Genomic DNA, 26,176 nt, shown 5'->3' on the forward strand with positions numbered 1-26,176 from the left:
GGGGTAGCGTCGGCGGGGTAACGCCGGCGCTGCTCCTGGCCGCCGGTCAGGGGGTGGGTGGCTCGTCCGGCCGACGGGTGGCGTCGGTGGCCTGGGAGGAGGGGTTGGATGGTGGCAAGGGCGGGATTTCGCGGATCATGTCCTCGGTTTCGAGTTCGGCCGGGGTCTTTTCACCACTGCCGATGTCCGCTTCTTCCAGGTAAGGTCGGCCCTTGACTCCTGGGTCATGCAGGAACTTGGATCGATTCATGTCGTTACTCCAGTACGTGGTGCAGGTGCGATCCTAGCAGTCCGGCCGCCCGGCTGGCGCTCAATACGATGGAGGATGGTTGTTGTCTACAGGATACAAATGTTGCATCTGGTGACAGTATTTTACATATGATTTGCGCAATGTTTCTATAATTACTCATCAGTCGGTTTCTGCTTGGAGCGTGTCATGGGCAATTCGCTGCACAACAAAATCTACCTGGGCCGTCACTCTGTATTGAGCTCGCGTTGGGTCCAGGTCGCGCTGGCGATCGGCGTACTCGCCGCTGCCGCGCTGGCGTTGCTGGCAAGCCAGCACTAAAGGCCGCCATTGCGCTGTGCGGGCGCAGCGGTTAGCATGGCGGCCCCCACAGCTGGAGAAGCGGCACATGAAGAATGATAAATTGACGACCGACGAGTACGATGCGCTGGAACAGATCCGGTCCGGCGCACGTCACATCAAGGTAAATGCCTGCGTCGGGCGCAATGCCAAGAAATTGGCGGGCCTGAAGTTGATCCAGTTTGGCCGGGACGGTAAGCTGGCGTTGACTGAACAAGGCGGGGAAGTGCTGTTCCTGCGCCGTTGCGTGCAGGCGTTGCAAGCGCTGGCGGCGGACCCCGGCGCGCCGGTCGAGCCGGACGTGGCCCAGTTCCTCGGCCGCAAGGCGCATATCGTGCCGCGCACGGAGGGCGGCTTTGCGATCACCGGCAAGGGCCAGGAATCGCTGGCCGACATCGCGGCCCAGGAAGGGCGCCGGCCGGGATAAAACAGCCGGGGCGGATCAGCGCGGGCGGCGGCGGTGCGGGTAGACCAGCGTGCGCACCGCGATTTCGGCCGGCACGTTCATCGCCGCCAGGAATTCCGCGGCCCGCTGCAATCCCAGCGTCGGGATCGATGCGACCGCCTGGTTGACCAGGTCGCGCGTGCGCATGTCGGTGCGTTGCCGACGCTCCTGTTCCTGCTCGGCGAGCGCCTGCTCGCTATTGATTTCATTGATCATGGTTCCATTCTCGAGTATTGCTAAAGAGACATTGCTATTGTATGGCAATGGTATCTGTTTTGCCAATAAAAATTGTTTCAGTCAGGCGGGGACCGCATCCTCGGGAAGTAGCGCGGCCGGGGCCGGCAGGGTGCGCTGCTGGCGCAGCAATTGCTCGAACTCGTCGGCGGCCAGCGGCCGGCTGAAGTAATAGCCCTGCATCTCGTCGCAGCCGTGGCTGCGCAGGTAGTCGAGCTGCTCGCGCGTCTCGACGCCTTCGGCAATCACCGACAGCTTCAGGTTGTGCGCCAGCGCGATGATCGAGGTGACGATCGCGGCGTCGTTAGCGTCATGCGTGATGTCGGCCACGAACGAGCGGTCGATCTTGAGCACGTCGATCGGGAAGCGCGACAGGTACGACAGGCTCGAGTAGCCGGTGCCGAAGTCGTCGATCGACAGGGAGACGCCCAGCGCCTTCATCCGGTGCAGCAGCTCGACCGCCGGCGTCACATCGCTCATGAACAGGCTCTCGGTCAGCTCGATCTCCAGGCACTCCGGGGCCAGGCCCGTGTCGGCCAGCACCTGCTCGATGCTCTCGATCAGGTCGGCCGCGCCGAACTGGCGTGCCGACAGGTTCACCGCCACCCGCAGCCGGCCCAGGCCGGCGTCCTGCCAGGCCTTGTTCTGGGCCGCGGCGGTGCGCATCACCCAGGCCCCGATCTGCACGATCAGGCCGGTTTCCTCGGCCACGCCGACAAAGCGCGTCGGCGGCACCATGCCCAGTTCCGGGTGCTGCCAGCGCACCAGCGCCTCCATGCCGACGATCTTGCCGGTGGCCAGGTCGACCTGCGGCTGGTAGTGCAGCATCAGCTCGTCGCGCTCCAGCGCATTGCGCAGCGCGCCCTCGATGCGCACGCGCTCCTGCGATTCCTCGTTCATCGCCGGAGTGTAGAACTGGAAGTTGTTGCGGCCCAGCTTCTTGGCGCGGTACATCGCGATGTCGGCGTGCTCGATCAGGCTGTCGGCCGGGGTGCCTTCGCTCGGATACACCGCCACGCCAATGCTGCAGGTGACCATGAACTCCTTGGTGCCCAGCATCACCGGCTGCGCCACCGAATCCATCACGCGCTGCACGATGTCCGGCGAGAGCTTCTGGTCCTGGTGCTCGGACAGGAGCACCACGAACTCGTCGCCCGACAGGCGCGCCACCGTGTCCGAATCGCGCAGCGACGAGCGCAGGCGCGCCGCCACCGTCACCAGCAGCACGTCGCCGGCCTTGTGGCCCATGCTGTCGTTGACGAACTTGAAGCGGTCCAGGTCGATCAGCATCACCCACGCCGGGTGCCCGCTGCGGGTCGCGTACGAGACTGCCTGCTGCAGGCGGTCCTGCAGCAGCGAGCGGTTGGGTAGGCCCGTCAGCACGTCGTGCTGGGCCACGTGGTGCACGCGCTGTTCGGTGAGCTTGCGCGCGGTGATGTCGCTGCCGGTGCCGCGGTAGCCGGCAAAGCGGCCTTCCTCGTTGAACACCGGCTGGCCGTTGACCAGGAACCAGCGGGTCTCGCCATTGTCGTCGATCGACTGGTATTCGAAGTTGTGGAACGGTTCATGCGCCAGCACCTGGGCAATGTGCTCGCGTCCGGCATCGGTATCGCGCAGCGCCGGCACGAAATCCCAGCGCGTCTTGCCCAGCAGCCGCTCAACCGACACCCCGGCCTTGCCGGAAAAGCCGCCGGTCACGGTGGTAAAGCGCAGCTCGGCGTCCTGCTCCCAGTACCAGTCGGAGGACATCGCCACCAGCTGGCGGAAGCGCTGCTCGCTCGCCTGCAGCGCCTTTTCGGTGCGCTGCCTGGCGACGACATCGTCGATCAGGCGCCGGTTGCTGCGCCGCAGGTCGGAGGTACGCTTGCGCACCAGCTGCTGGATGCGGCGCGCGCGCCGGCCCGAGGCCTGCACGAACGTGGTCATCAGCAACGTGAACAGGATGCCGCCGCCCAGCAGCGACGTCGAGCCCAGATGGTCGGCCAGGAACGGGCGTGGCGACGCCGTTGCCTGTACCAGCCAGGTGCGCCCGCCGACGGTGAAGCTGCGCGAGATCTGGTCGTTGTAGTCCGGCGCCAGCCATTGCGCCAGCCGGTCCGGCTCCTGCACTGAGGTCCCGTTGACGGTGGCGTACATCAGGTGCGCGGGAACGGCGATGCGGTCGGCGTACACGGCCAGTTCGATCCCGGGCTCGGCCAAGAGGCCAGCCGCCGACAGGATCCCGGCCGCCAGCTCGCGTCCGTGAATGATCGCGGCGGTGTCGCCGATCAGCGCGCCGTTCGCTCCCGCAACCGGCATCACGACCTGGAACGTAGCCTGCCCGGGCCGGTCCGGCACCGGGTTGACCAGGCTCGTTGCGGCCGGCTGGCCGGTGGCGCGGGCCCGTTCGAGCGCGGCTTTAACCTCGCCGTCGCTGGCGGCATCGTAGCCGAGCGCATCCTCGTTGCCCGCCAGCGGCTCCAGGTAGGTGACCACGTCGTGCGGCGTGTGCTGCGGCGCCGGCACCAGCTGGCCGCCTTTGAGGCCGGTGATCACGGTGCCCGGGCGCACGCGCTGCAGCTCGGCCTCCAGCGCGGGGCGCTCGCTGTCGCTTATCGCGCGGCGGAAGTTGAACGACTTGATGAACGGATTACGCTGCAGCAGCGGGGTGGTGAAATCGTGGAATTGTTCGCGCGTGACGGGATGTACCGAAGCCAACAGCTGGTTGGTGACCGTCAGCACCTCGACCGCCCCCTCCAGTCCCTGGCGCAGCGCGGCCACGCGCGTGCCTGCGCGCTGCTCGAATGCCAGCCGCATGTTGTCGTATTCCAGGTGGCTGACCGCCGCGAACAGGACGCAGGAAACGGCAAGTCCGCCCCCGAGCGTGAGGGCCGCCGCAAGAGTAAGCGATGACGGCAGGCGGCGATGCGACATTTCCTGGGTCCGTGAGCTGTGGTCGGGTTCCAAACTGGATTGCCATCTGGCATGAATCCGCGCAGTGTGTCATAAAACTGGTTGTTCCGGCAAACAAATTGTCAATGCCGGCCCCTGCGCGGCGACGGCCAGGCGGCGCGCCGTTCCAGCCAGAGCACCACCAGCCGCGCCAGCAACCGGTTGAAGAGGCCCATTCCAAGCCCGTTGCGGCGCGCCACCAGGCGCTGCATGCGCTGCGCGCGGGTGTCGTGGGGGCCCGGCCTGGCCGCGAACAGGATACGGTTGTTGCCGGCGATGCCGTCGAACCAGCAGATCCGGTGCCCGAACGCCAGCCGCAGGCGCGCCAGCATGGCCTCGTAGTTCGGGTCATAGCTGAAGATGTTCGCCACCAGCACGCCGCCCTCGCGCAGCAGGCGCCGGCAGTTCACGTAAAACTGTTCGCTGCCCAGCGCCGGCGGCAGGCCGTCGGCGTTAAAGCCGTCGACCAGCAGCACGTCGGCGCTGGCCGAAAGGCTGCCGACGTAGTCGACCGCGTCTGCCTGGATCACCGTAAAGCGCTCGTCGTCGGGCGGCACGTGGAACTGGTCGCGCAGCGCGATCACGTCCGCGCGCAGTTCGATGACCGTGAGCCGGGCCGTGGGAAAGTGGCGGTAGCAGAACTTGGCCAGCGACCCGCCGCCCAGGCCGACCATGACGATGTGGCGCGGCCGCGGGACGAACAGGGCAAAGCACATCATGGCGCGCGCATAGGCCAGCACCAGCGCGTTTGGCCGCGCCAGCAGCATGGCGCTTTGCACGTCGCCCGGCGTGAATTCGAGCGTGCGCTGGCCGGCGCGCGTGCGCACCAGCGGCGGCGGCTCGGCCGTAGGGGGCGATGAATCGGCGGGTTGTGGGAGCGGCGGCATGGCGCGAGTATACGAGAAGGGAGGCGGGAAGGGCACGTGAACCCGGAGGCAAGCACCTCGGCCCCGGGAACATAGCTTGTTGTTAAGTATCGGTTTCTGATAAGCTGCCCGCGTATCCACGCGAAAGACGCTATGTTCCTGGACCATCCCACTCTCACCGCCACCGACAGTCCGCTCGAACCGGACCGGCTCGAGCGGCTCAACCGCGTGTATGGCTATGCGATGGCGCTGGCCGACAGCGCCGGCTGCGACGGGCTTGTCGACAAGCTGGACCAGCTGCACGACCACAAGGGAACCCTGATCGCGTTCTGGCACGCAGCCCCGAGCGCCGACGAACAGGCGTTCCTGGCGCAGGCCTGGGCCAGCCGGATCGGCGCTGGCACCACCAGCGTGGAACACGAATTCTGAGCGGCGTGGCGATGATGGATGCCACTACCATGGCCCTTGCCCTGGCGCTGGGCAACCTGGCGCTGTGCGTGCCGCTGTTCTTCTTCACTGCCGGTGCGCCCGGATCGCCCGCGCTGTCGCTGTGGAGCGTGGCGCGCCAGGTGCAGGCGATTGCCTGGCTGCTGCTGTATTTTGGCGCGCTGGGGAAGGTGCCGGGATCGCTGGCGCTGCCGGGCGGCTCGCTGCTGCTGTTCGCCGGTATCGCGATCGAGGCCGGCGCGCAGTGGGAAGCCGCGGGCAGCGAGCGCTGGCGGCCAATTCTGGTGCCGTTGCTGTGCGTGGCGGCCGTGCTGTTCCTGCTGGCCTGGCTGGTCGACGAGACGCTGCTGGGCGCGGTGGTGTATTCCCTGATCCTCGGCCTGTTCTACCTGGCCCAGGCGGCGGCGCTGGCGCACTCATGGCGCGCCGCGTCCATTTTGCAGCGCTTCCTGGCGCTCGCCATCGCGCTGTTGGCGCTGGCACTGGCGGCGCGCGGCGTGCTGCTGATGCCGCTGCCGGAAGGCCGGGGCTGGCTCTCGTTTGCCCTGCTGCGCCAGATCTCGCTCGCCTCCCTGTATGTATTGTCGCTGCTCTCCGCCTTCGGCAGCCTGCTGCTGGCGCGCGAGCGGCTGCAGCAGGAACTGGCGCGGATGCAGGTCATCGATCCGCTGACCGACGTGGCGAACCGGCGCGGCTTCCTGAACGCGCTGGCGCCATGGATGGCGCTGGCACGGCGCCCGGGCCACGCGACCGCGCTGGTGCTGCTGGACCTGGATAATTTCAAGCGCGTCAACGACAGCTACGGCCACCCGGCGGGCGACGTGGTGCTGCGCCAGCTGGCCGAGGTGTGCCGCCGGCAGTTGCGCGACAGTGACCAGCTGGGGCGCCTGACCGGAGTCGAATTCGCGATCCTGCTGCCGCGCACCGGGCTGGAGGAGGCGGCGCTGGTGGCCGAGCGGGTGCGCGCCGCGCTCGAATCGACCGCTGTCAAGACCGGGCGTGCGCTGGTCAAATTGACGGCCAGCTTTGGCGTTACCACCATCCGCGCCGACGACAGCACGGTGACCCTGTTCCAGCGTGCCGACCAGGCCCTGCAGGCGGCCAAGCAGGCCGGTCGCAACCGGGTCGAGCTGGCCCCGGCCGCCACCGTGCCCGAGTAGCGCGACTTAAGGCGTAATTCAAGGCGTCATCGGCGCGTCATGTGGCGCGATTATGCTGCAGCTTTCCATCCACGGATTCGGGACTGCACCATGATCGACGTTGCAAAGGCCGCGACCTGGGCCGCGGTCGAACTGGGCTCCGACAGCTTTCGGCTGTCGGTAGCCGGCGCTGACGGCGCAGGGCTGCGCCTGCTCGCCAGCATCGCCGAGCCGGTCCAACTTGCCGCCGGGCTGGATGAAGACGGCTGCCTGACCCCGGCCGTCATGCGGCGCGCGCTGGCCTGCCTGCGCACATTCCGCGCGCGGCTGGAGGCGGCAAGTCCGGTCGCGGTGCGCGCGGTCGCGACCACGGCGCTGCGGGTTGCGCGCAATGCCGACGTGTTTCTGCCGGCGGCCGCGCAGGCGCTCGGCCACCCGGTCGAGGTCATCACCCCGTTTGATGAGGGCGCGCTGGTGTACCAGGGCGTGGCCAGTGCGCTGCCGGCGACCAGGGAGCGGCGCCTCGTGCTGGACCTGGGCACCGCCGCCACCCGCCTGGTGCTGGGATGCGGTGGCGACGTAGGCCGTGCCGAATCGTCCGGCGCCGGTGTGCTGCGGCAGAGCCTGTCGTTCTTCCCGGACGGGAGCATTGGCGCCTCCTCGTTCGCGGCCGCGGTTGCGTCGGCGCGCGCCAGGTTCGCCGATGCCGCGCCGCTGTACCACGCGCGTCATTGGGACGCCGCGTATGGGTCCTCAAGCGTGATCCGCACCGTCGCCGGTGTGATCTTTGATAACGCACTGGGCGATGGCCGGCTTGGCGCCTGCGGCCTTGCGGCGCTGCGGGCGCGATTGGTCGAAGCGGGCGCAGCACAGCGCCTGGAACTGACCGGGCTGGCGCCGGGGCAGGGCACCCATCTGGCGGGCGCGGTGGCGCTCCTGGCCGGGCTGGTCGAGGAACTGGGCATCGACGAGCTGCTGCCGATGCAGGCCGGATTGCGCAGCGGCGTCTTGTGGGACCTGCAGCGGCGATCGTGCGGGGCGGCCATGGCCTGAACCGCGATTACTGACGCGTTGCAGCAATCGCCTCCAATCGTATATATTGTTTCGCTTTTTTGAAACAATGGAGTATGCGATGGCCAAGTCACCAACCGCCAGGCCTGCCGTGAAGAAGGCAGCCAAGGTAACAAAGGCGGAGGAAGCCCAGGCGAAGAGCCCCGCAAAGCCAAAGACGACCCGGCCAACCGCGAAGACGGCGGCCAAGTCCGGCGCCAAGGTGCTCGCCAAGCCGGCGGCCGCCAAATCCGTCAAGACGGCGGCCAAACCGGCGCCGGGCGCAAAGGTGGCGGCCAAGAGCGCCGTCAAAGCAGTGGTCAAGGCCGCGGCCAAGACTGCGAAGGCGCCGGCCAAGGCCGCGCCGGTGGCCGCCGCGCCGATCGGCAATCCCAAACTGGTGCGCGACAGCTTCACCATGCCCGAACAGGAATACGCGGTGCTGGCCGAAGCGAAGAAGGCGTGCCTGAAAGCCGGCTTTGAGATCAAGAAGAGTGAACTGCTGCGCATTGGCGTGGCGCTGGTCGGCCAGCTTGACGCGGCAAGCCTCCAGGCTGTGCTGGCGACGCTGCCGCAATTGAAGACGGGACGCCCGCGCGCAAGCTGAACCGTCACCGCCGGCCGGGGCGCGCCCGGCCTCAATGCATCGATGCGTTCGTCAATTCCTTCAGTTCCCGGATCGGGATGTTCGACTTCTCGTGCATGCGCAGCAGAATGGTCGCGCCGACGTTGAGCTTGCGATGGCGAATCTTGCTGATGATCGGCGGCTGCACCTCGAGCACGCGGCACAGCTCCGCGTCGTTCTTCAGGTGCATGGTCTTGATCAGGGTGTCGAGCAGCGGGTTCGGCACGAAGCTCGATGGCTCAAGCGCCCGGGCGCGGTGCATCGCGGCAAGCATTTCCTGTTTCTTTTGCCGTACGCTCATGTACTCCTCCATCGTTCGCAAAACTGGGGTTGAGGACAGGCCGACTGGTTTTGGAAAACGCCCTACCGTGATGTTGGTTTGTCGATGCGAGTGGTGGGTTGGTTGCGATATTACTACGATCTCGTTTGGCGCGGCGCTCGCTTCATGGCCTAACTATCATGAACGTTCCTGTTTCTGCTGGGAACTTGCATCATTCAGCCCCGAACGCGTCAGGACCAGGATGCGGTCCGCCATCGCGGCCGCGGCTCTGGAATGGGTGACCATGATCGCGCCCGCCCCGCTCGCGCGGATTTCAAAGCGCAGCAGGTCGAGGATGCCGGCCGCGGTGTCCGGATCGAGGTTGCCGGTGGGCTCGTCGGCCAGCAGCAGGGCCGGGCGGTGCACGAGCGCGCGTGCGATCGCCACCCGCTGCAGTTCGCCGCCCGAGAGCTGGCGCGGGAAGTCGTCGCCGCGGCCGCCCAGGCCGACCGCCGCCAGCATGTGCTCGGCGCGCCCGGCCGGCTCACGGTTAAGCAGCAGCGGCAAGGCGACGTTCTGGCGCAAGGTCAGGTGCGGCAGCACGTGAAATGCCTGGAAAATGAAACCCATGCGCGTGCGGCGCAGGCGGGTGGCGGCTTCGTCGTCCAGGCTCGACATCGGGGTGCCGTCGACCAGCACCTGGCCGGCATCCGGCGTATCCAGGCCCGCGATCAGATTGAGCAAAGTCGACTTGCCCACGCCTGATTCGCCCATGATGGCGACGAATTCGCCGGCGCGGAACGCGTGCGACAGGTTACTTAGCACCGGGCGGCCGCTGTAAGATTTGGACAGTTCGATCAGTTCCAGCATGGCTTGGCAGGGAGCGGGCTCTTGTCTTTCGAGGGGAAATGGGGGCGCAATCAAGCAGGCGCTTGGAAGATCAGGATTCGGCTATGCTGGCAAAAGCAGCAACATCTCCTACAGCCATCCCGCATCCCGTGGGGCGGCCGCACGAATGATAAACCTTATGCTGACGACATGCACGAGTGAAACTCGACGACCGCCGGACAACGCCCACGTTCCCGCCGAACTGCTGGCTGGGCTGGGCGCGCGCGACGCATGGATTTCGCCCAAGTTCCTGTACGACGCGCTGGGATCGAAGCTGTTCGAGGCGATTTGCGAGCTGCCGGAGTATTACCCGACACGCACCGAGGCGTCGATCTTCGAGCGCTACGGCGCCGAGATCGCGCGCGTCGCCGGCCTTGGGGCTACGCTGGTCGACCTTGGCGCCGGCAACTGCGCCAAGGCCGCCAAGCTGTTCCCGCTGCTGCAGCCGGCGCAGTATGTCGCGGTCGACATTTCAAGCGAATTCCTGTGCGAGGCGCTGGAGAACCTGCGGCAGCGCTTTGCGCACATCGAGATGACCGGGCTCGGGCTCGATTTTTCGGAGCGGCTGGAGCTGCCACCGAGCGTGCGCGCGCAGCGCCGGTTGTTCTTCTTCCCGGGTTCGTCGATCGGCAACTTTACGCCTGAGCAGGCGCGCGCTTTTCTCCTGCGGGTGCGCGGGCAATGCGGCGACGACGGCGGCCTCTTGATCGGAATCGACCTGGCCAAGGACCGTGCCACGCTCCAGGCCGCCTATGACGATGCGCTCGGCGTCACGGCCGCGTTCAACCTGAACGTGCTGCGCCACGTGAACCGCCTGATCGGTGCGGACTTCGACCCGCGCCAGTGGCGCCACCACAGCTTCTACCACGAGGCGCAGGGGCGGGTCGAGATGCACCTGGAGGCGCGCCGCTTGCAGACGGTACGCTGGCAGGGCGGGGGACGCAGCTTTCGCGCCGGCGAGCGCATCCATACCGAGAGCAGCTACAAGTACCGCCAGGCCGATGCGGTGCGCCTGCTCGAGCAGGCCGGCTTCGAGGCGACCAGGATGTGGACCGATGCGCGCCACTGGTTCACCGTGATCCACGCGCAGGCGGTGACCTGAGATGGATGGTCATCTGCAGCGCGCCTTCGACAGCGTTCGCCAGCGCTCGCTGCTTTTGTCCGAGCCGCTGTCAAGCGAGGACTGCTGCGCCCAGTCGATGCCGGATGCCAGCCCTGTCAAGTGGCACCTTGCGCATACGACCTGGTTCTTCGAAACCTTCGTCCTCGCGGCGCACGAGGCGAGCTTCGCGCCGTTTCATCCGGCATTCCGGGTGCTGTTCAATTCCTACTACAACGGCATCGGCAGCAGGCATCCGCGGCCGCAGCGGGGCCTGCTCACACGGCCGTCGCTGGACGAGGTGCACCAATACCGGGCCGACGTCGAGCGCAGGATGGCGCAGCTGCTGGCCGCGCCCTGTGCGGATCCTGGACTCGGGGCGCTGGTGGAACTGGGTCTGCAGCACGAACAGCAGCACCAGGAGCTGATGCTCACCGACGTCAAGCACTTGCTGGCGCAAAATCCTTTGTCCCCGGCCTACCTGCCGGGGGCAAGCGCGGTGTCGAACGAGGTGCCGCCATTGGAATGGCTGAGCTACCAGGGCGGCCTCGTGGAAATCGGGCACGCAGGCGACGGTTTTTGCTTCGACAACGAACTGCCGCGCCATCGTGTCTATGTGGCGCCGTTCGCGCTGGCCGCGCGGCTGGTGACCAATGGCGAATACCTGGAATTCATCGAGGCCGGCGGTTACCGCGACCCGGCGCTGTGGCTGTCCGAGGGATGGGAGCTGGTCGCCGCGGGCGTGCTCGCGCATCCGCTGTACTGGGTGGCGGGCGAGCGCGGCTGGAATGAATTCACCCTGCACGGGCTGGCGCCGCTTGACCTGGCGCGTCCGGTGACCCATGTCTCGCTGTACGAGGCCGATGCGTACGCGCGCTGGCGCGGCGCGCGCCTGCCGCTGGAAGCGGAATGGGAGCTGGCGGTCCAGGAGCTGCCGGCCCAGGGGGTGCCGGCAGCGCGCGGTTCGCTGCATCCGGCGCCGGCGGGGCCGGGCCTGGCCCAGATGTTCGGCGCCTGCTGGCAATGGACCAGCAGCAGCTATGCCCCGTATCCGGGCTTTGCGCCGGCCGCGGGCGTGATCGGCGAATACAACGGCAAGTTCATGGTCAATCAATATGTCTTGCGCGGTTCCTCGTGCGCCACGCCGCCCGGCCATGCGCGCGCCAGCTACCGCAATTTCTTCCCTGCGTCTGCCCGCTGGCAATTTACAGGGATCAGGTTGGCGCGATGAACCCGGCACGCGTGCGGCGCCGGCTGCATTCCCGGCGCGCCAATGCCTACATCCTGGCGCATCCGCTCGCCTTTTTCATGCAGGCGATCAAGCACTTCCGCGCCAACCAGGGGCTGCTGCTGGCCGGCGCGGTGGCCTACTATGCGCTGCTGTCGATCGTGCCGTTCCTGATGCTGGTGGTGGTGGTGCTGTCGCATTTCATCGAGCAGGCCGAGTTGCTGCTCACGATACAGCGCTATCTGGAAATGCTGGTGCCCAGCCAGTCCCGTTCGATTGTGCACGAGGTCGACGTCTTTTTGCAGAACCGTGATGTGATCACCTGGGTGCTGGGCGTGACCATGCTGTTTTTCAGTTCGCTGGCGTTCACCGTGCTGGAAAATGCCATGAGCGTGATCTTCGTGCACCGGGTCGTGGTGCGGCACCGCCATTTCCTGGTCTCTGCGGTGCTGCCTTACTGCTACGTGATTGCGCTCGGCTTCGGCGTGCTGCTGGTCACGCTGGTGTCCGGCGCGCTGCAGGTGATGGGCCACGAATACATCCAGCTGTTCGCGCACCGCTGGTCGCTGCACGGCATCTCGGGGGCGTTGCTGTACCTGCTGGGCCTGGGCGGCGAAATCCTGTTGCTGACCTCGATTTACCTGATCATGCCCGTGGGGCGGCCATCGCTGCCGCACGCGCTGGTGGGCGCGGTCACCGCGGCGCTGCTGTGGGAAATCGCGCGCCGGGTGCTGGTGTGGTATTTCACCACGCTGTCGCAGGTCAACGTGGTGTACGGCTCGATGACCACCGCGATCGTGGTGATGTTCAGCCTGGAAATCGGCGCGACCCTGCTGCTGTTCGGCGCCCAGGTGATCGCCGAATACGAGCGGGTCGGCAGCGACCATCCCGACCACGAGCCCAAGGCGCTGACGACCCGGCCCGACCGCTGAGCCATGCCGCCCGGGTGGCGTGGCGCGGCGGCGACAGTGGCACTTCCCGTGCACAGGTATTGTTCTAGATCAATTGGACCCGTTTTAAGCAGTGGCAGAGTACCTCTTGCGCCGCGCCAACACGGCGCGCAAAAACAACAGGAGGGATGTCATGCGTCTCGCTGCATTGCTCAACTTGCCGCTGCCGGTGATCCTGGCGTTCGCGGCGGCCGTGCTGATCATGCTGATGCTCGGTTGGGTGATCGCCGGCCTGCGGCGCCCTAGCGTGGTGCGTGACCCTGAACCGTATCACGCGAGCGCGCTGCAGGGCGATTAGAGCACCACCGTCCGGTTGCGGCCGCCCGCCTTGGACTCGTACAGCGCGCGGTCGGCGCGCTCGATCGCCAAATCCACCGGTTCGCCTTCGCGGTAGCGGGTAAATCCGGCCGAAAAGCGCACCCGCAATTCGGGCACGGCAGGACAGACCGCCAGCGTGGCCAAGCGTGCGCGCAGGCGCTCGATGCCCACGGTCGGTTCGCCCGGCGGGGTTTCCGGCAGCAGCAGCAGGAATTCCTCGCCGCCCCAGCGGCCGATGATGTCGGTATTGCGCAGCACCGATTGCGCCTGGCACGCGAACGCGCGCAGCGTGTCGTCGCCGACCGCGTGGCCGTAGGTGTCGTTGACTTCCTTGAAGTGGTCCAGGTCGACCATCGCCACATAGAACGACGAGCCGCCGCGCGCGCGGCGCAGCGCGTGCTCGTGCAACTGGTCCATCATGTTGCGTCGGTTCGGCAGCCCGGTCAGCTCGTCACGGGTCGCGATTTGCTGGATGCGCGCCAGCGCGTTTTCGAGTGCGGCCTTTTGGGTTTTCAGGCGCTGGCGCATGCCCATCAGCTGCGCCGACAGGTGCGAGATCATCCCCAGCACGGTGGCCAGCAGCACGAAATAGATGATTTCGAGCCGGGCCGGATAGAGGTGCGGATCGGTGCGGGCACGCCAGGCCATCACCGAGCCCACCAGTACCAGCGTGTACAGGCAGACTGTGCGCACCGCTTCAACGCGCATGCTGAACATCCCGAACACCAAGACCAGTGCGAACACCGACAAGGCAGCCGGGTGCATCGGGCCGGAAATCGCGTACACGGCGGCGATCAGGGTCTGGGCCGCGATCGTCTGGGCAAAGGACAGCGTCGGATCGGCGCAGCGCCGGTTCCAGCCACTGCGGATCGCCACGTAAAAGCCGGCGATCGTCACCAGCAGCAGCAACCCGACCATGGTCACATCATGCGCGCGGACCATGCCGGACATGGCGCCGAAGGCCAACAGTGCGACCGAGATCGCCTTGACCAGCGACGCGAGCAGCAGGACAGTCAGGCAGCGGCGCTGTTTATCGTCGGTGGTCAGGACGACGTCGGACAGGCGCCCGAGCCAGTAGCGGGCCGGGGCGGCAGGCGCAGCGGGCGCTGCAAGATGAGTCGGCATTGTGTCGGAGTGCGTGAATAATCAGGCGCCGACTGGTGCCGGCTTGCCTGTAATTATACATCCGACAATTTAAAAAAATTAATAACTGTCAGCAATAGTTGTGGAAAAGATACTTTCTCCGCAGCATCAGGCGCGCACCGTGACGCCTGCGCTGCCTTCCTGCATGCGGCCGATGATGGCCGCATCAACGAAGCCTTCGCGTTCAAACAGGGCCAGCACCTCGTCGGCGCAGGCCGGATCGCACGCGACCAGCAAGCCGCCGGAGGTCTGCGGGTCGGTCAGCAGGGCGCGCTGGGCTGGCGTGATGCCCTGCGCCAGTTCCACGTCCTTGCCATAGGCCTCCCAGTTGCGGCCAGATGCGCCGGTAAAGTAGCCGTCATGCGCCAGTTGCAGTACGCCCGGCAGCAGCGGGATCGCGTTCATGTCGAGCTGGGCCGACAGCTGCGCGCCGCGCGCCAGTTCCAGCAGGTGGCCGAGCAGGCCAAAGCCGGTGACGTCGGTCATCGCGTGCACGCCCTCCATTGCGGACAGCAGGCGCCCCGGCTTGTTCAGCTTGGTGGTGTTGGCGATCATCGCCGCATAGCCTTGCGCGTCGAGCACGTCCTTTTTCAGCGCCGCCGACAGCACCCCGACGCCGAGCGGCTTGCCGAGGATGAGCACGTCGCCGGCCCGGGCGCCGCAATTGCGCTTGACCTTGGACGGGTGCACCAGGCCCATCACGACCAGGCCGTAGATCGGCTCGACCGAATCGATCGTGTGGCCGCCGGCGATCGGGATGCCGGCATCCTGGCAGACGGCTTCGCCGCCGCGGATGATCTGGCCGATGGTCTCCAGCGGCAGCTTGTTGATCGGCATGCCGACCAGGGCCAGCGCCATGATCGGAGTGCCGCCCATGGCGTATACGTCCGAGATCGCGTTGGTGGCGGCGATGCGGCCGAAATCGAACGGATCGTCGACGATCGGCATGAAGAAGTCGGTGGTGGCAATCAGCGCCTGCTCGTCATTGAGCTTGTACACGGCCGCGTCGTCGGCGGTCTCGATGCCGACCATGAGCTCCTTGGGGACCGGGAAGCCGCTCGACTTGTTCAGGATCTCGGCCAGCACTCCCGGCGCGATCTTGCAGCCGCAGCCGCCGCCATGGGAGAACGAGGTCAGTTTGATGGTCTGTTCAGGTGCATTGCTCATGTGATTTCCGTGTCGATGGGTCTTGCGCTCTCGCGCGATAGCAGATTATCCACCAAGTCGAGCAAGGCCGCTCGCTCGGCGGCAGGGTCGAACAGGGGCGCGCGCGCCGCGCACTGGCGCCGCAGCAGTTGGTAAAAGTCCGGTTCAAGCGACGAGCGCTCGACCAGGCGCGCCAGCGCGTGCGCGTCGCCCGGTGCGAAATAGCCGGCGTAATCCTCGCCCAGCATGCCGCGGTTGCCGCTGATGCTTGACGCCAGCACCGGCACGCCGCAGGTCACCGCCTCGATGATCACGTTGGCGCCGCCTTCCATCCGCGATGCGATGACCATCGCGTGGCAGCGTTTGAGGCGCTGGCGTGCCGCCCCGTGCGGCAGCGCGCCGAGCCAGCGATAGCGCGTGCAGGCCTCTTGCGCCGCGTTCGCGGCCGCCCCCAGCTCGGGGTCGAGCGCGCCGCCGATGTGCAGGAAGCGCACGCGCGCATCGCGCACCAGGCCGGCCGCGCGGATGAAGGTCTGGGGGTCTTTTTCCGGCCTCAGGTGGCCGATCATGCAGATGTCGACGTGGCGCCGGCTTGGTGCGGCCGGCCTCAGCGCCGGCGCCGACTGGTGGATCACGAACGCCTTGGCACGCAGTCCGGGCGCCAGCTCGGCCAGGCCCGCGCTTTGCAGCAGCACCAGCGCGCTCGCATCGCGCAGCGAATCCTGCGCCTCGACGCTGGTAGCGATGTCCCGGTAGAGGTCGGTGCCGGTCAGGACCAGCACGATCGGCCGCGCTGGAAACGCGTGCGCGAACGCGGCCACCGATGCGGCGGAGCGGCGCGCGTGCAGCGCTACCAGCAGGTCGGGCTCGCACTGGCCGTGCCACTCCTGCAGCAGGTCGACCCGGTACCGGCCGCGCAAGAAGCGCGCCCAGCGGCTGGCGGTCTGCCAGTTGCCGTTGTTCTCCCTGGCTGACGCAGGGCTCACAATCGCAATGCGCGCGCCTTGTTGTACCACTGGCCACTCCACAAAAACACTACAATTCCAGCATGACCGAGATCGATGCCTCCTTCCGCTTCGCAACGCCCCAGCCACTGGCGCATTCGCTGCGCGGCGCGCGCGATTATACGCTCAGCCTGTTCGACCGGCTGGCCGCCGCGGGGTTCGACGATGCGCAGCAGGTGCCACGGCTCGCCATTGTCAACCCGCCGCTGTGGGAGCTGGGGCACATCGCATGGTTTGCCGAGTGGTTCATCTTGCGCGAGGCGGCCAGCTCGCATCCCGCCGATGCGCAGCAACCCTCGCTGCTCGCGCGCGGCGACGACTGGTTCGATTCGAACACTGTGCCACACCGCAGCCGCTGGGCGCTCGACCTGCCGCTCACCGGCGCCATCAAGACCTACTGCCGCGAAGTGCTCCACCGCGTGGAGGGCCGGCTGGCGCACGCCGCGCCGGATGACGAATCGCTCTATCCGTATCGGCTCGCGCTCGCGCACGAGGACATGCATGGCGAGGCCTTCCTGTACACGATGCAGACGCTGGGGGTAGAGCCGGCGGCGGACCGGCGCAGCGCGCTCGCCGAGGTCACCGGGGAAGTCGCATACCCGGGCGGGACCATCGTGCTGGGAGGCGCGCAGCAGGGCGGCTTTGTGTTCGATAACGAGAAACAGGCGCACGCTTGCCGCGTCGCACCGTTCTGCATGGATGCCGGCCTGGTGACCAACGCCCAGTACCTTGAATTCGTCGAGGACGGCGGCTACCAGTATCCGCAATTCTGGAGCGCCGCGGGTCGCGCCTGGCTGATGGGGCAGGAACGCCTGGCGCCGCGCTACTGGCGGTGCGAGACGGGTCAATGGTGCACGAGACGCTTCGCGCATCTTTCGATGTTGGCGTCGTCAGAGGCGGTCCGTCATGTGAGCTGGTACGAGGCGCAGGCTTACTGCGCCTGGGCCGGGCGGCGGCTGCCGGCGGAGGCGGAATGGGAGTTCGCGGCCATGTCGCGCCAGCCGGGCTTTCACTGGGGCCGGCTGTGGGAGTGGACGGCCTCGGCGTTCGAGCCGTATCCGGGTTTTGCGGCGGATCGCTACCGCGAATATTCGGCGCCGTGGTTCGGCACCCATCGGGTGCTGCGCGGCGCCTCGTTCGCGACGCCGGGGAGGCTGCGTTCGCCGCACTTTCGCAATTTCTACCGGCCCGAGCGCGACGATATCTTCGCGGGATTTCGCACCTGCGCGGTTTGAGCCGGTTGCGGCGAGCCCGTAGGGTGCGCACCTGTGCGACGCGGTCACGGCTTGCTGACTTGCGGCTGCCGCTCCACTGCTCGACGTTCGCGAACCGCGTGCGCACGGGTCCTCGGCGGCCCCGCGCCCCCTACGATTTGCGCCGGCCGCGTGAGTATGCGTCAGCCACTTACATTCGTTCACCGGGCAGTTGGCTGGCTTGCCTTACCCAATCGGCGAACTGCGCTTCGTCGAACTGGCCCTCATGGATGTCGACGTAGCGCACATTCTTTTGGGTGGACTCGCCGGGTGGAGGAGGGGCCAACGATACGCCGTTGAAAAAAGCAACCTTGATGTACTTCTTGAAGCAATGCAGGCTGAGGAAATAGGCGCTGTCCTCCGCCCCATAGAATGGCGAGTTCCACTTTACCGCCTTGCGCACGCCTGGCACGATGTCTTCGATCAGCGCGTCGATGCGGCGCCCGATCTCGTTCTTCCAGCCAGGCATGGCCGAGATGTAGGCTTGCACTGGGTCATCGCCGTACCCCTTGGGGATCTGCGGATTGCCACCCGAAAGAAGAACGACCTCGCCGGATTGCGCCTTGGGCACTGCATTGCGCGCTTTGCCCGCTTTCATCGCGGATTCCTTCGGAGCCCTCGTCGCCGCCCCAGTCGCTTTGCCAGCCATCTTTTTCGCTCCAGTTCTGTGGCACCACTCGCGCCAGCCAAGTTCGGCGCTGGAGACAGCTTAAAACAAAAACGGCTGCCGAAGCAGCCGTTTCCATTAGTAGTCGCCGAAGGTGCGGCGCGCGCTATCCATTGAGCGCGGATGCGAGCCTTTGTACCCACCCGAGCCTTCGCGGCGCTGGCCACCACCCTGCGGCTTGGCAAAGCCGCGCTGGCCCGGCTTGGCGTTGCGGCCATCGCCCGGCTTCCAGCCCGGGCGCGGTGCGCGCGGCGGCGCCGACTTCTTCGGCTCAAAGCCCTCGACGACGTCAACCGGAATCGGCTGGCGCGTGAAGCGCTCGATGCGGCGCACGTTCATGCTCTCGGCGTGGTTCACCAGCGAGATCGCGATGCCGTTGCGGCCCGCGCGGCCGGTGCGGCCGATGCGGTGCACGTAGTCTTCCGGGAACTTCGGCAGGTCGTAGTTCACCACGTGCGTGATGTTCGGCACGTCGATGCCGCGCGCGGCGACGTCGGTTGCCACCAGCACCTTCACCTGGCCGCGGCGCAGGCCGTTGAGCGTGCGGTTGCGCGCGCCCTGGTGCATGTCGCCGTGCAGCGCCGCAGCGGAAAAGCCGGCGATGCTCAGGCGGTCGGCGATCATGTCGGCGTCGCGCTTGGTCGCGGTGAACACCACGGCCTGGTCCAGCGTCTCGTCACGCAGCAGGTGGTCGAGCAGGCGGTTCTTGTGCGACAGGTCGTCGACAAAGTGCACGCGCTGCGCGATGTTTTCGTGGCGCTTGGTCGCGGTCGCGATCTGGATCACCATCGGGTCGCGCGTGATGCGGCGCGCCATGTTGCCCACCACGCCGTCCAGCGTGGCCGAGAACAGCATGGTCTGGCGCGTATCCGGCGTCGCGGCGACGATCTTTTCGATGTCTTCGATGAAGCCCATGTCCAGCATGCGGTCGGCTTCATCCAGCACCAGGATCTCGAGCTGGGAGAAGTCGATCTTGCCCGACTCCATGTGGTCGATCAGGCGGCCCGGGGTTGCGACCAGGATTTCAGGATTGCGCGCCAGCAGTTGCATCTGCTTCGGGTAGGGCATGCCGCCCAGGATCGACACGGTGCGGATGCGGCGCATGAACGTGGTGTACTGTTCGGTCGCGGTGGTCACTTGCAGGGCCAGTTCGCGGGTCGGGGTGAGCACCAGCATTTTCGGCTGGGCCGGGCGGAAACGGGGACGCTCGCCGCGGGAGCGCGCCGACTGCGCTTCCTGCGCCGGGGTGCGGCCCATGGGCGCGGACTCGCTGGCGGCCAGCTTATTCAGGGCCGGCAGCATGAAGGCCGCGGTCTTGCCCGAGCCGGTCTGCGACGACACCAGCAGGTCGCGCCCGCCAATGGCCGCGGGAATAGCTTGCTCCTGGACCTGGGTCGGGGCGGTGTAGCCGGCTTCGGCAACTGCCTTGACGATGGAAGGATGAAGGCCTAATGCTTCAAAACTCATTGATTCTGTACTCTTTCGTGTGAATGAGCGATCGCGTTTGATGCGAACGCAAAATAGCAACGCGAGCCAATTACGAAATGACTTGGGTAGAAAGAAATTTCGGCACAAAAGCTTTGCGCCGGAACGGTGTCAGGATACGACACGCAGGGCGGGAGGGCTTTATGGGAGGCTACCCGTTACGGATACACCTGGGCTTGCGAAGCTGCTAGTTGTGTTGCCTGTGAACTGCCGCTGCGACGCGATTGCTTCACGTATTGCAGCGCACAAACCGCACTATACCGTAATTCGGGGCCGCTTGCATAGCCCCGACTGTGGCGCGCGCGCCGCGACGGCGCTTATTTGTTGCTGTGGTGGCGTGGCGAGCGGCTCTTGACCTGCGCCACGCTCTTGTAGCGTTGCGAACCGGCGGCTTGGTTGCCGCGTTTTCCGCCACGGTCGGCCTCGAGGTTGACCGCGGCATTGTCGATGACGCTGTCGGCAATGTCGCCGACATCGGCCGTGGCCGAGGTCTTCGGCACCAGGATCGTCGAGCCGGTCTTCAGGCGCATCTGCGCCGGGATGTTGTTGGCCTGGCGGATCACATCCGGGGTGGTGTGGAACTTGGAGGCCAGGGTGGTAATGCTTTCCTTGGCGCTGGTGATCTTGTGGACGGTCCAGGTGGACAGGGCGTGCCCCCACTGCGCCAGGTTCAGGTGGAACTTCTCGGCGTTTTCCTTCGGCAGCAGGATCTTGGTCTGGTCGCCGGTGATGACCGGTTTTTTGAACTGCGGGTTCAGCGCCTTGAATTCGTCGACCGACATCTCGGCCAGCTGGGCCGCGATCGCCACGTCGATGTCGCTGGTCTTGTCGACCATGGTGAAGTAGGGCTGGTTGTCGATCAGCGGCAGCGTCACGCCATACTGGGCGGGATTGGCCACGATGTTCTTGATCGCCTGCAGCTTGGGCACGTAATTGCGCGTCTCGGCCGGCATCAGTTCGGACAGGCTCTCGAAGTCGGTCGGCTTGCCGCGTGCGCGGTTGGTGGCGATCGCTTTCTGAACATTGCCTTCGCCCCAGTTATATGCAGCCAGGGCCAGTTGCCAGTCGCCGAACATCGTGTAGAGGCGCTGCAGGTAGGTCAGCGCCGCGTCGGTCGAGGCCAGCACCCCGCGGCGCTCGTCCTTGAACATGTTCTGCTTGAGGTTGAAGTCGCGCCCGGTGCCCGGCACGAACTGCCAGATGCCGGCCGCGTTCGCGGTCGACAGCGCCTGCGGATTGAACGCCGACTCGATCACCGGCAGCAGGGCCAGCTCGGTCGGCATGCCGCGCTTTTCCAGCTCCTGCACCACGTGGTACAGGTACAGCGATGCGCGCGCCGAGGTGCGCGACAGGTAGTCCGGCCGCGCGGCGTACCATTGGATATGCTTGTCGACCAGGGAGGTATTTACGTCAGGAATCGCATAACCGCTGCGGATGCGCGCCCACAGGTCCGGGTCCTTGTAATCGTCCGCCTTGATGGCCGGGATCATCTGCGACAGGCCAGGGCGGGCCATTTGAGCGCTTGCCTGGACGGCGTCAGCCGCATGGCTGGCTGCGGGAGCGAGCAGGGTAACCACCAGTGCCCCCAGGGCGAGAGTGTTGCGAGTCGTTTCGTGCATAGCTTTTCAGTGTTGCGTCCAGGAACGACCGGACTGATGATTGAGGAGCGAGTGTACGTACCAGTTGATGAGCCCGTCAAGAAATATGTCTGATAAGTTACAATTTTTCTTGTCTATTCTTTTCGTCAATACCACTTGATAGTTTGATCATGATTAGGGAGTATCTATTTGTTCTTCATGTCTTCTCCTATGGTCGTGTTGTAATATTTATCGATACTCCGCCGGGTATGCTATTTTTTTACGGACGTAAGCGGGCCTTATGGGGCCGGGCCGGGGACGGAAGGGGCGCGCCGTGAAACCTAATACCAGCATGTTTCGGCCGCCTCATCCTTGCCGTGCTTGACGCCTAAATTACTAGCGGCTCAGCTTGAATCTATGAGCGCACGCAAAGTGTGCGTACAATCTTGGCTTTCGCGCTGCGAGCAATATTTCCCTGAAGAGCAAAACATGAGCACTGCCAACCTGAACGCGGACGATGATGCAATCGTCGCCGCCACCCGCCGCTGGCTGGAGCGGGCCGTCATCGGCCTGAACCTTTGTCCGTTCGCCAAGTCGGTCTACATCAAGGAGCAGGTGCGCTACGTGGTTTCCAGCGCGACCACGCCGGAAGCTTTGCTGGAAGACCTGATGAATGAGCTGCAGAACCTGTCCGATGCGGATCCGGAAAAGGTCGACACGACGCTGCTGATCCACCCGTTCGTGCTGCAGGACTTCGAGGAATACAACGAATTTCTCGACGTGGCCGATGCCGCCGTCGAGGACATGCATCTCGATGGCGAACTGCAGGTGGCCAGCTTCCACCCGCACTACCAGTTCGCCGACAGCGACGCGAACGACATCTCGAACTACACCAACCGCGCGCCGTACCCGATCCTGCACCTGCTGCGCGAAGACAGCGTGGCGCGGGCGGTGGAAGCGTTCCCGGAAGCGGCCGACATCTTTGAAAAGAACATCGCCACCATGGAAGAACTCGGCCATGACGGCTGGGATAAGCTCGATGTCGGCCCCGCGCGCTGATTCCCCGGCGTTGCCGCCACGGCCGGACACGCCCTGCGTCGCGGTCTGCTCGACCACCTTCGATGAGGTCTGCCGCGGCTGCGGCCGCACCGTGGCCGAAGTCGCTCACTGGGTAACGATGAACGCTGAGCAGAAAGAGGTGGTGTGGCAGCGCATCCTGGCGCAGGGCTATCCGCGCAGGAATACCTGATTATCCCCGGTTCCGGCCTGCCTTTTGGCAGGCAAATACCCAGCGGCGCAAGGGCCGCCCCGGCCTTTTCGGCCCGTCGAATTCCCCCTCTGAAACCTGTTGGAATGCTGGCAAGCCACGTCGCTGGTCGAGGCTCCCTTTTATTTGGTGACGCCAGGCAACATTCGATGCATAATCTACTATGCATAACTATTAATATTGTCACTTTCTTAATTGATCCCACCCGCGATCATCCGCCCGGGTAGGTCCACGCTTGCACGATATTTATGCCGCGCTTCGCTTTCCACGGATTGTCTTTTACGCTGAACAGGCTGTATGGCGGCTCGATTTACGCGGCGCTGCTGCTGGTCGTCTGCGGTGGCCTGGTAGTCCCGGCGGTCGTGGGCTGCTACGTGATCGTCGGCGTGCAGGCGCGGCAGGCGGCCGAGCGCGCGCTCGACGAGTCGCTGCGGCGTAACGCCGACATCCTCGCGCATGGCGTCCAGGCGGCGCTGCGCAGCCGCGACCGCGAGGCGGCGCGCTCGCTGGTCGATTCCGTGATGGGGAACCCGGCAGTGGTGCACGTTGCGGTGCGTGCGCCGGACGATCCCGGTTTTATCGACGTGCGGGCGGCAGCTCCGGCCGAGGGGCGCCTGTACCGGGCCGAGCGCGAGATTGTCGCGCAGGGCCAGCCGATCGGCCGCATCGAGGTCGAAATGGATGACCGGCGCAACCAGCAGCAGCTGCACGAGCGGCAGTCGGCTTACGCGATGGTGCTGGGCTGCCAGCTTGGTGTTTCGCTGCTGCTGATCGTGCTCTTCCTCAGGCGCCGCCTGCTCTGGCCGCTGCGCGCGCTGACCCAGTTTTCCGATCGGCTGGCAAAAGGCGACTTCGACACCCCGCTGGAGCTGCACGGCCGCGACGAGCTGGGGCGCCTGGGTGGACAGATGGACCGCATGCGCGGCGCGATCCGCCAGCTGTTTGCCGACGTCGCCCGGCGCGAGGAGCGCTTTCGCACCATGATGACGCAGGTGCCGGGCGCGGTGTTCCGGGCCAGCCCGGGCGGGCAGATCGACTTCGTCAGCGACGCGATCCTCGAGATCACCGGCTATCCCGCGGCCTGGTTCATGCGCTGCACCACCGATGCCTGGTCCGACATCATCAGTCCGGAAGACCGGCGCATGCAGCTGCGCCTGGCCAAGGAAGCGATCCAGTCCGGCCGCCCGTACGCGATCGAATACCGGATCATCGATGCCGCCGGCGTCGAGCGCTGGGTGCTCGAGAGCGGGCAGCCGGTGGGGGAGCCGGGCACGGACGACCTGCGCGTGGACGGCATCATTTCCGACATCAGCATGCGCAAGCACGATGAAATGCGCATCGAGGCGCTGCTGGCCGAGCAGGGCGCGATCGTGGACAACGTGATGTTCGGCGTGGTGTTCGTGCGCGGGCGGCGCGTGGTGTCGGCCAACCACCGCGCCGAGGAGCTGTTCGGCTACGCCGATGGCGAGCTGCTCGGCGCCTCGGCGTTGCTGCTGCTGCCCGACCAGGAGCAGTCCGAAAGCGCCTGGGAGGAGTACGCCATGTGCCTGGCGCGCGGCGACGATGCGCGCGAGGAGCGCCAGTTCCGCCGCGCCGACGGCACGCTGATCTGGTGCATGGTGAGCGGGCGCGCGCTCGACCGGCAGTATCCGGACGACGGCAGCATCTGGGTCTACGCCGACGTGACCGAGCGCCGGCTGGCCGAACAAAAGCTGCGCCTGGCCGGCACCGTGCTCGAGCACATGGCCGACGGCGTGGCCGTGATCGGGGTAAACGGCAAGCTCATGGCAATCAACCCGGGCTTCACCCAGATCACGGGCTATACCGAGTTCGAGATGCTCGGACAGCAAGTGGCGCTGACCCGCTCGCACCGCCACGACGAGGCGTTCTACGCGAGCCTGTGGCGCGAACTGTCCGAAACGGGATTCTGGCGCGGCGAGATCTGGAACAAGCGCAAGAACGGCGACGACTACCTGGAGTGGCTGACTATCTCCGCCGTGCGCGACGAGGCGGGCGAGGTCACGCACTACGTGGGCGTGTTCAGCGATATCACGCAGCTCAAGGAATCGCAGGAAAAGCTCGACCACCTGGCCCACCACGATCCGCTGACCGCGCTGCCGAACCGGCTGCTGTTCCACGACCGGCTGCAGCACGCGCTGGCGCGCGCGGCGCGCGACCAGCAGCAACTGGCGGTGATGTTCATCGACCTGGACCGCTTCAAGAACGTGAACGACACGCTCGGCCACGACGTCGGCGACGAGCTGCTCAAGCAGGTGGCGCGCGCTCTGGCATGCCGCCTGCGCGCGGGCGACACGCTGGCGCGCCTGGGGGGCGATGAATTCATCGTGCTGCTGGAGAACGTGGATGGCGAATCCGGCGCTGGTCAGGTGGCCGACAAGCTGATGACGATGTTCGAACAGCCATTCACCGTGTCCGGCCACGAGCTGTTCATCACCGGCAGCGTCGGCATCAGCTTGTTCCCGCGTGATGGCGCGGATCTCTCCATGTTGGTCCGGAACGCGGACGTGGCCATGTACCAGGCCAAGGCGCGCGGGCGCAACGGCTACCGCTTCTATGCGCCCTCCATGAGCGGCGATGGCGCGCTGCGCCTGCGCCTGGAAAGCCTGCTGCGGCGCTCGATCGAGAAGAACGAGATCCGGCTGGCGTTCCAGCCGCAGGTGGAGATCGACAGCAAACGCCTGATCGGGGTGGAGGCGCTGGTGCGCTGGCACAATGCCGAGCTGGGCGAAGTCCCACCGGCGCGACTCATCCCGGTGGCGGAAGACACCGGCTTCATCAACCAGCTCGGCAACTGGGTGCTGGTCGAGGCGTGCCGCCAGATGGTACGTTGGGAGCAGGAGGGGCTGTACGTGCCGAAGATCGCGGTCAACCTGTCGGTGCGCCAGTTCGAGCGCGGCTGCATCGCCGCATTGGTCGCCGACGTGCTGCGCGAGACCGGGCTCGAGCCGCGGCGGCTGCAGCTGGAGGTGACCGAGTCGGTGATCATGCACACCAGCGACGCGCTGGCGCTCGTGAACGACTTGCACGCCATCGGCGTGGGCCTGGCGATCGACGATTTCGGCACCGGATACTCGTCGCTGGCCTACCTGAAACAGCTGCCGGTCGAGACGCTCAAGATCGATCGCAGCTTCATCAAGGACATCGCGGCCGATGCCGACGACGAGGCGATCGTGGTCGCGATCACCCAGCTCGGCAAGAGCATGAATTTGTCGGTGATCGCGGAAGGCGTGGAAAACGAGGAGCAGGCGGCGTTCCTGCTGCGCCACGGCTGCAACCGCGCGCAGGGATACCTGTATGGCCGTCCGGTGCCGGCGGCGGAACTGCTGAAGCAGTGGCGGCAGATGGCAGATGAAGTTGAGCGCTCTGCGCAAGCGGAACCAGCGGGCGCCTGACGCGCCCCCGCAGAGCGGCATGAGGTCGTAGGCTGCGCACCTGTGCGCACGCGGTGCGGACGTTGTGTTGTGATGGCGCCGCCGCGAGCCTGCAAACGATGACCGCGTGCGCACAGGTGCGCACCCTAACGGGCATTGCAAAGCGACGTGCCGCCC

26 protein-coding genes are annotated in these 26,176 nt (G+C 66.1%); 14 read left to right on the forward strand and 12 right to left on the reverse strand.

Annotated elements, in window-relative coordinates; translation table 11 throughout:
- Positions 1 to 46: 46 nt before the first annotated feature.
- Positions 47 to 250, reverse strand: coding sequence for a hypothetical protein (locus E4O92_RS01600; RefSeq protein WP_135187995.1), 204 nt, complete (start codon positions 248 to 250; stop codon positions 47 to 49).
- Between the two features lie 186 nt (positions 251 to 436).
- Between E4O92_RS01600 and E4O92_RS25300 the strand changes: the two genes are divergently transcribed.
- Together E4O92_RS25300 and E4O92_RS01605 are read left to right on the forward strand one after the other, a co-directional pair.
- Positions 437 to 568 (forward strand): hypothetical protein, encoded by a 132-nt coding sequence (locus E4O92_RS25300; protein ID WP_267873775.1) that lies wholly within the window; start codon positions 437 to 439, stop codon positions 566 to 568.
- 67 nt (positions 569 to 635) lie between these two features.
- On the forward strand, positions 636 to 1,013 hold the full coding sequence (locus tag E4O92_RS01605; protein ID WP_135187996.1) for a hypothetical protein: 378 nt from the start codon (positions 636 to 638) through the stop codon (positions 1,011 to 1,013).
- Between the two features lie 15 nt (positions 1,014 to 1,028).
- Here E4O92_RS01605 and E4O92_RS01610 read toward each other — a convergent pair whose 3' ends face one another.
- The 3 genes from E4O92_RS01610 to E4O92_RS01620 form a co-directional block, all read right to left on the reverse strand.
- A complete protein-coding gene (locus E4O92_RS01610) occupies positions 1,029 to 1,247 on the reverse strand; it encodes a hypothetical protein (protein WP_135187997.1) in 219 nt (72 codons plus the stop codon).
- An 81-nt stretch (positions 1,248 to 1,328) separates the two neighbouring features.
- Positions 1,329 to 4,178, reverse strand: coding sequence for a bifunctional diguanylate cyclase/phosphodiesterase (locus E4O92_RS01615; protein WP_135187998.1), 2,850 nt, complete (start codon positions 4,176 to 4,178; stop codon positions 1,329 to 1,331).
- A gap of 101 nt (positions 4,179 to 4,279) precedes the next feature.
- Positions 4,280 to 5,083, reverse strand: coding sequence for a spermine/spermidine synthase domain-containing protein (locus tag E4O92_RS01620; protein WP_135187999.1), 804 nt, complete (start codon positions 5,081 to 5,083; stop codon positions 4,280 to 4,282).
- A gap of 132 nt (positions 5,084 to 5,215) precedes the next feature.
- Between E4O92_RS01620 and E4O92_RS01625 the strand changes: the two genes are divergently transcribed.
- From E4O92_RS01625 to E4O92_RS01640, 4 genes are all read left to right on the forward strand, one after another.
- Complete coding sequence (locus E4O92_RS01625) at positions 5,216 to 5,491, forward strand: hypothetical protein (protein ID WP_135188000.1); 276 nt, start codon at positions 5,216 to 5,218, stop codon at positions 5,489 to 5,491.
- Positions 5,492 to 5,520: 29 nt separating this feature from the next.
- Positions 5,521 to 6,669, forward strand: a complete 1,149-nt coding sequence (locus tag E4O92_RS01630) for a GGDEF domain-containing protein (RefSeq protein WP_229482899.1) — start codon at positions 5,521 to 5,523, stop codon at positions 6,667 to 6,669.
- Between the two features lie 90 nt (positions 6,670 to 6,759).
- Entirely contained in the window at positions 6,760 to 7,701 is a 942-nt protein-coding gene (locus tag E4O92_RS01635) for a Ppx/GppA phosphatase family protein (RefSeq protein ID WP_135188001.1), read from the forward strand.
- Positions 7,702 to 7,780: 79 nt separating this feature from the next.
- On the forward strand, positions 7,781 to 8,305 hold the full coding sequence (locus tag E4O92_RS01640) for a hypothetical protein (RefSeq protein ID WP_229482901.1): 525 nt from the start codon (positions 7,781 to 7,783) through the stop codon (positions 8,303 to 8,305).
- 31 nt (positions 8,306 to 8,336) lie between these two features.
- On the opposite strand, the gene E4O92_RS01645 is transcribed toward E4O92_RS01640, so the two are convergent.
- Positions 8,337 to 8,624, reverse strand: coding sequence for a hypothetical protein (locus E4O92_RS01645; RefSeq protein ID WP_135188002.1), 288 nt, complete (start codon positions 8,622 to 8,624; stop codon positions 8,337 to 8,339).
- A gap of 156 nt (positions 8,625 to 8,780) precedes the next feature.
- On the reverse strand, positions 8,781 to 9,452 hold the full coding sequence (locus E4O92_RS01650) for an ABC transporter ATP-binding protein (RefSeq protein ID WP_135188003.1): 672 nt from the start codon (positions 9,450 to 9,452) through the stop codon (positions 8,781 to 8,783).
- A 157-nt stretch (positions 9,453 to 9,609) separates the two neighbouring features.
- On the opposite strand from E4O92_RS01650, the gene egtD reads away from it, so the two are divergent.
- The 4 genes from egtD (at position 9,610) to E4O92_RS24670 (ending at position 13,045) form a co-directional block, all read left to right on the forward strand.
- Positions 9,610 to 10,572 carry an L-histidine N(alpha)-methyltransferase gene (gene egtD / locus E4O92_RS01655; protein ID WP_229482903.1) on the forward strand — a complete coding sequence of 321 codons (963 nt, stop codon included), beginning with the start codon at positions 9,610 to 9,612 and terminating at the stop codon, positions 10,570 to 10,572.
- 1 nt (position 10,573) lies between these two features.
- Positions 10,574 to 11,800, forward strand: a complete 1,227-nt coding sequence (gene egtB / locus E4O92_RS01660; RefSeq protein ID WP_135188005.1) for an ergothioneine biosynthesis protein EgtB — start codon at positions 10,574 to 10,576, stop codon at positions 11,798 to 11,800.
- Complete coding sequence (locus E4O92_RS01665; RefSeq protein ID WP_135188006.1) at positions 11,797 to 12,729, forward strand: YihY/virulence factor BrkB family protein; 933 nt, start codon at positions 11,797 to 11,799, stop codon at positions 12,727 to 12,729. Before egtB ends, E4O92_RS01665 begins: the two co-directional genes overlap by 4 nt.
- Positions 12,730 to 12,880: 151 nt before the next feature.
- Positions 12,881 to 13,045 carry a hypothetical protein gene (locus tag E4O92_RS24670; RefSeq protein WP_167759662.1) on the forward strand — a complete coding sequence of 55 codons (165 nt, stop codon included), beginning with the start codon at positions 12,881 to 12,883 and terminating at the stop codon, positions 13,043 to 13,045.
- Here the strand turns inward: E4O92_RS24670 and E4O92_RS01670 are convergent.
- From E4O92_RS01670 to senB, 3 genes are all read right to left on the reverse strand, one after another.
- The gene (locus tag E4O92_RS01670; protein WP_135188007.1) at positions 13,042 to 14,190 is read right to left on the reverse strand and encodes a GGDEF domain-containing protein; all 1,149 of its coding nucleotides are present in this window, start codon (positions 14,188 to 14,190) and stop codon (positions 13,042 to 13,044) included. The genes E4O92_RS24670 and E4O92_RS01670 overlap by 4 nt on opposite strands.
- 126 nt (positions 14,191 to 14,316) lie before the next feature.
- Positions 14,317 to 15,375 (reverse strand): selenide, water dikinase SelD, encoded by a 1,059-nt coding sequence (gene selD, locus E4O92_RS01675; protein WP_135188008.1) that lies wholly within the window; start codon positions 15,373 to 15,375, stop codon positions 14,317 to 14,319.
- Positions 15,372 to 16,370 carry a selenoneine biosynthesis selenosugar synthase SenB gene (gene senB / locus E4O92_RS01680; protein ID WP_135188009.1) on the reverse strand — a complete coding sequence of 333 codons (999 nt, stop codon included), beginning with the start codon at positions 16,368 to 16,370 and terminating at the stop codon, positions 15,372 to 15,374. The genes selD and senB overlap by 4 nt, the downstream gene beginning before the upstream one ends.
- Positions 16,371 to 16,402: 32 nt before the next feature.
- Here senB and senA point away from each other — a divergent pair, with 32 nt between their 5' ends.
- Entirely contained in the window at positions 16,403 to 17,593 is a 1,191-nt protein-coding gene (gene senA, locus E4O92_RS01685; protein ID WP_229482915.1) for a selenoneine synthase SenA, read from the forward strand.
- Positions 17,594 to 17,762: 169 nt separating this feature from the next.
- Here senA and E4O92_RS01690 read toward each other — a convergent pair whose 3' ends face one another.
- From E4O92_RS01690 to E4O92_RS01700, 3 genes are all read right to left on the reverse strand, one after another.
- Positions 17,763 to 18,209: a DUF1801 domain-containing protein gene (locus tag E4O92_RS01690; RefSeq protein ID WP_167759663.1), complete on the reverse strand. Its 447-nt coding sequence runs from the start codon at positions 18,207 to 18,209 to the stop codon at positions 17,763 to 17,765.
- Positions 18,210 to 18,356: 147 nt separating this feature from the next.
- The gene (locus E4O92_RS01695) at positions 18,357 to 19,745 is read right to left on the reverse strand and encodes a DEAD/DEAH box helicase (protein WP_135188011.1); all 1,389 of its coding nucleotides are present in this window, start codon (positions 19,743 to 19,745) and stop codon (positions 18,357 to 18,359) included.
- A gap of 335 nt (positions 19,746 to 20,080) precedes the next feature.
- Complete coding sequence (locus E4O92_RS01700; protein WP_135188012.1) at positions 20,081 to 21,382, reverse strand: transglycosylase SLT domain-containing protein; 1,302 nt, start codon at positions 21,380 to 21,382, stop codon at positions 20,081 to 20,083.
- A 447-nt stretch (positions 21,383 to 21,829) separates the two neighbouring features.
- Here E4O92_RS01700 and E4O92_RS01705 point away from each other — a divergent pair, with 447 nt between their 5' ends.
- The 3 genes from E4O92_RS01705 to E4O92_RS01715 all read left to right on the forward strand — a co-directional run bounded on the left by E4O92_RS01705 (position 21,830) and on the right by E4O92_RS01715 (position 26,020).
- On the forward strand, positions 21,830 to 22,399 hold the full coding sequence (locus E4O92_RS01705) for a DUF1415 domain-containing protein (protein WP_135188013.1): 570 nt from the start codon (positions 21,830 to 21,832) through the stop codon (positions 22,397 to 22,399).
- A complete protein-coding gene (locus tag E4O92_RS01710) occupies positions 22,380 to 22,589 on the forward strand; it encodes a DUF1289 domain-containing protein (RefSeq protein ID WP_135188020.1) in 210 nt (69 codons plus the stop codon). Before E4O92_RS01705 ends, E4O92_RS01710 begins: the two co-directional genes overlap by 20 nt.
- A 266-nt stretch (positions 22,590 to 22,855) precedes the next feature.
- On the forward strand, positions 22,856 to 26,020 hold the full coding sequence (locus E4O92_RS01715; RefSeq protein WP_135188014.1) for an EAL domain-containing protein: 3,165 nt from the start codon (positions 22,856 to 22,858) through the stop codon (positions 26,018 to 26,020).
- The last annotated feature ends 156 nt before the right edge of the window (positions 26,021 to 26,176 follow it).

This window comes from Massilia horti (assembly GCF_004614195.1).
Lineage (GTDB): Bacteria > Pseudomonadota > Gammaproteobacteria > Burkholderiales > Burkholderiaceae_D > Telluria > Telluria horti.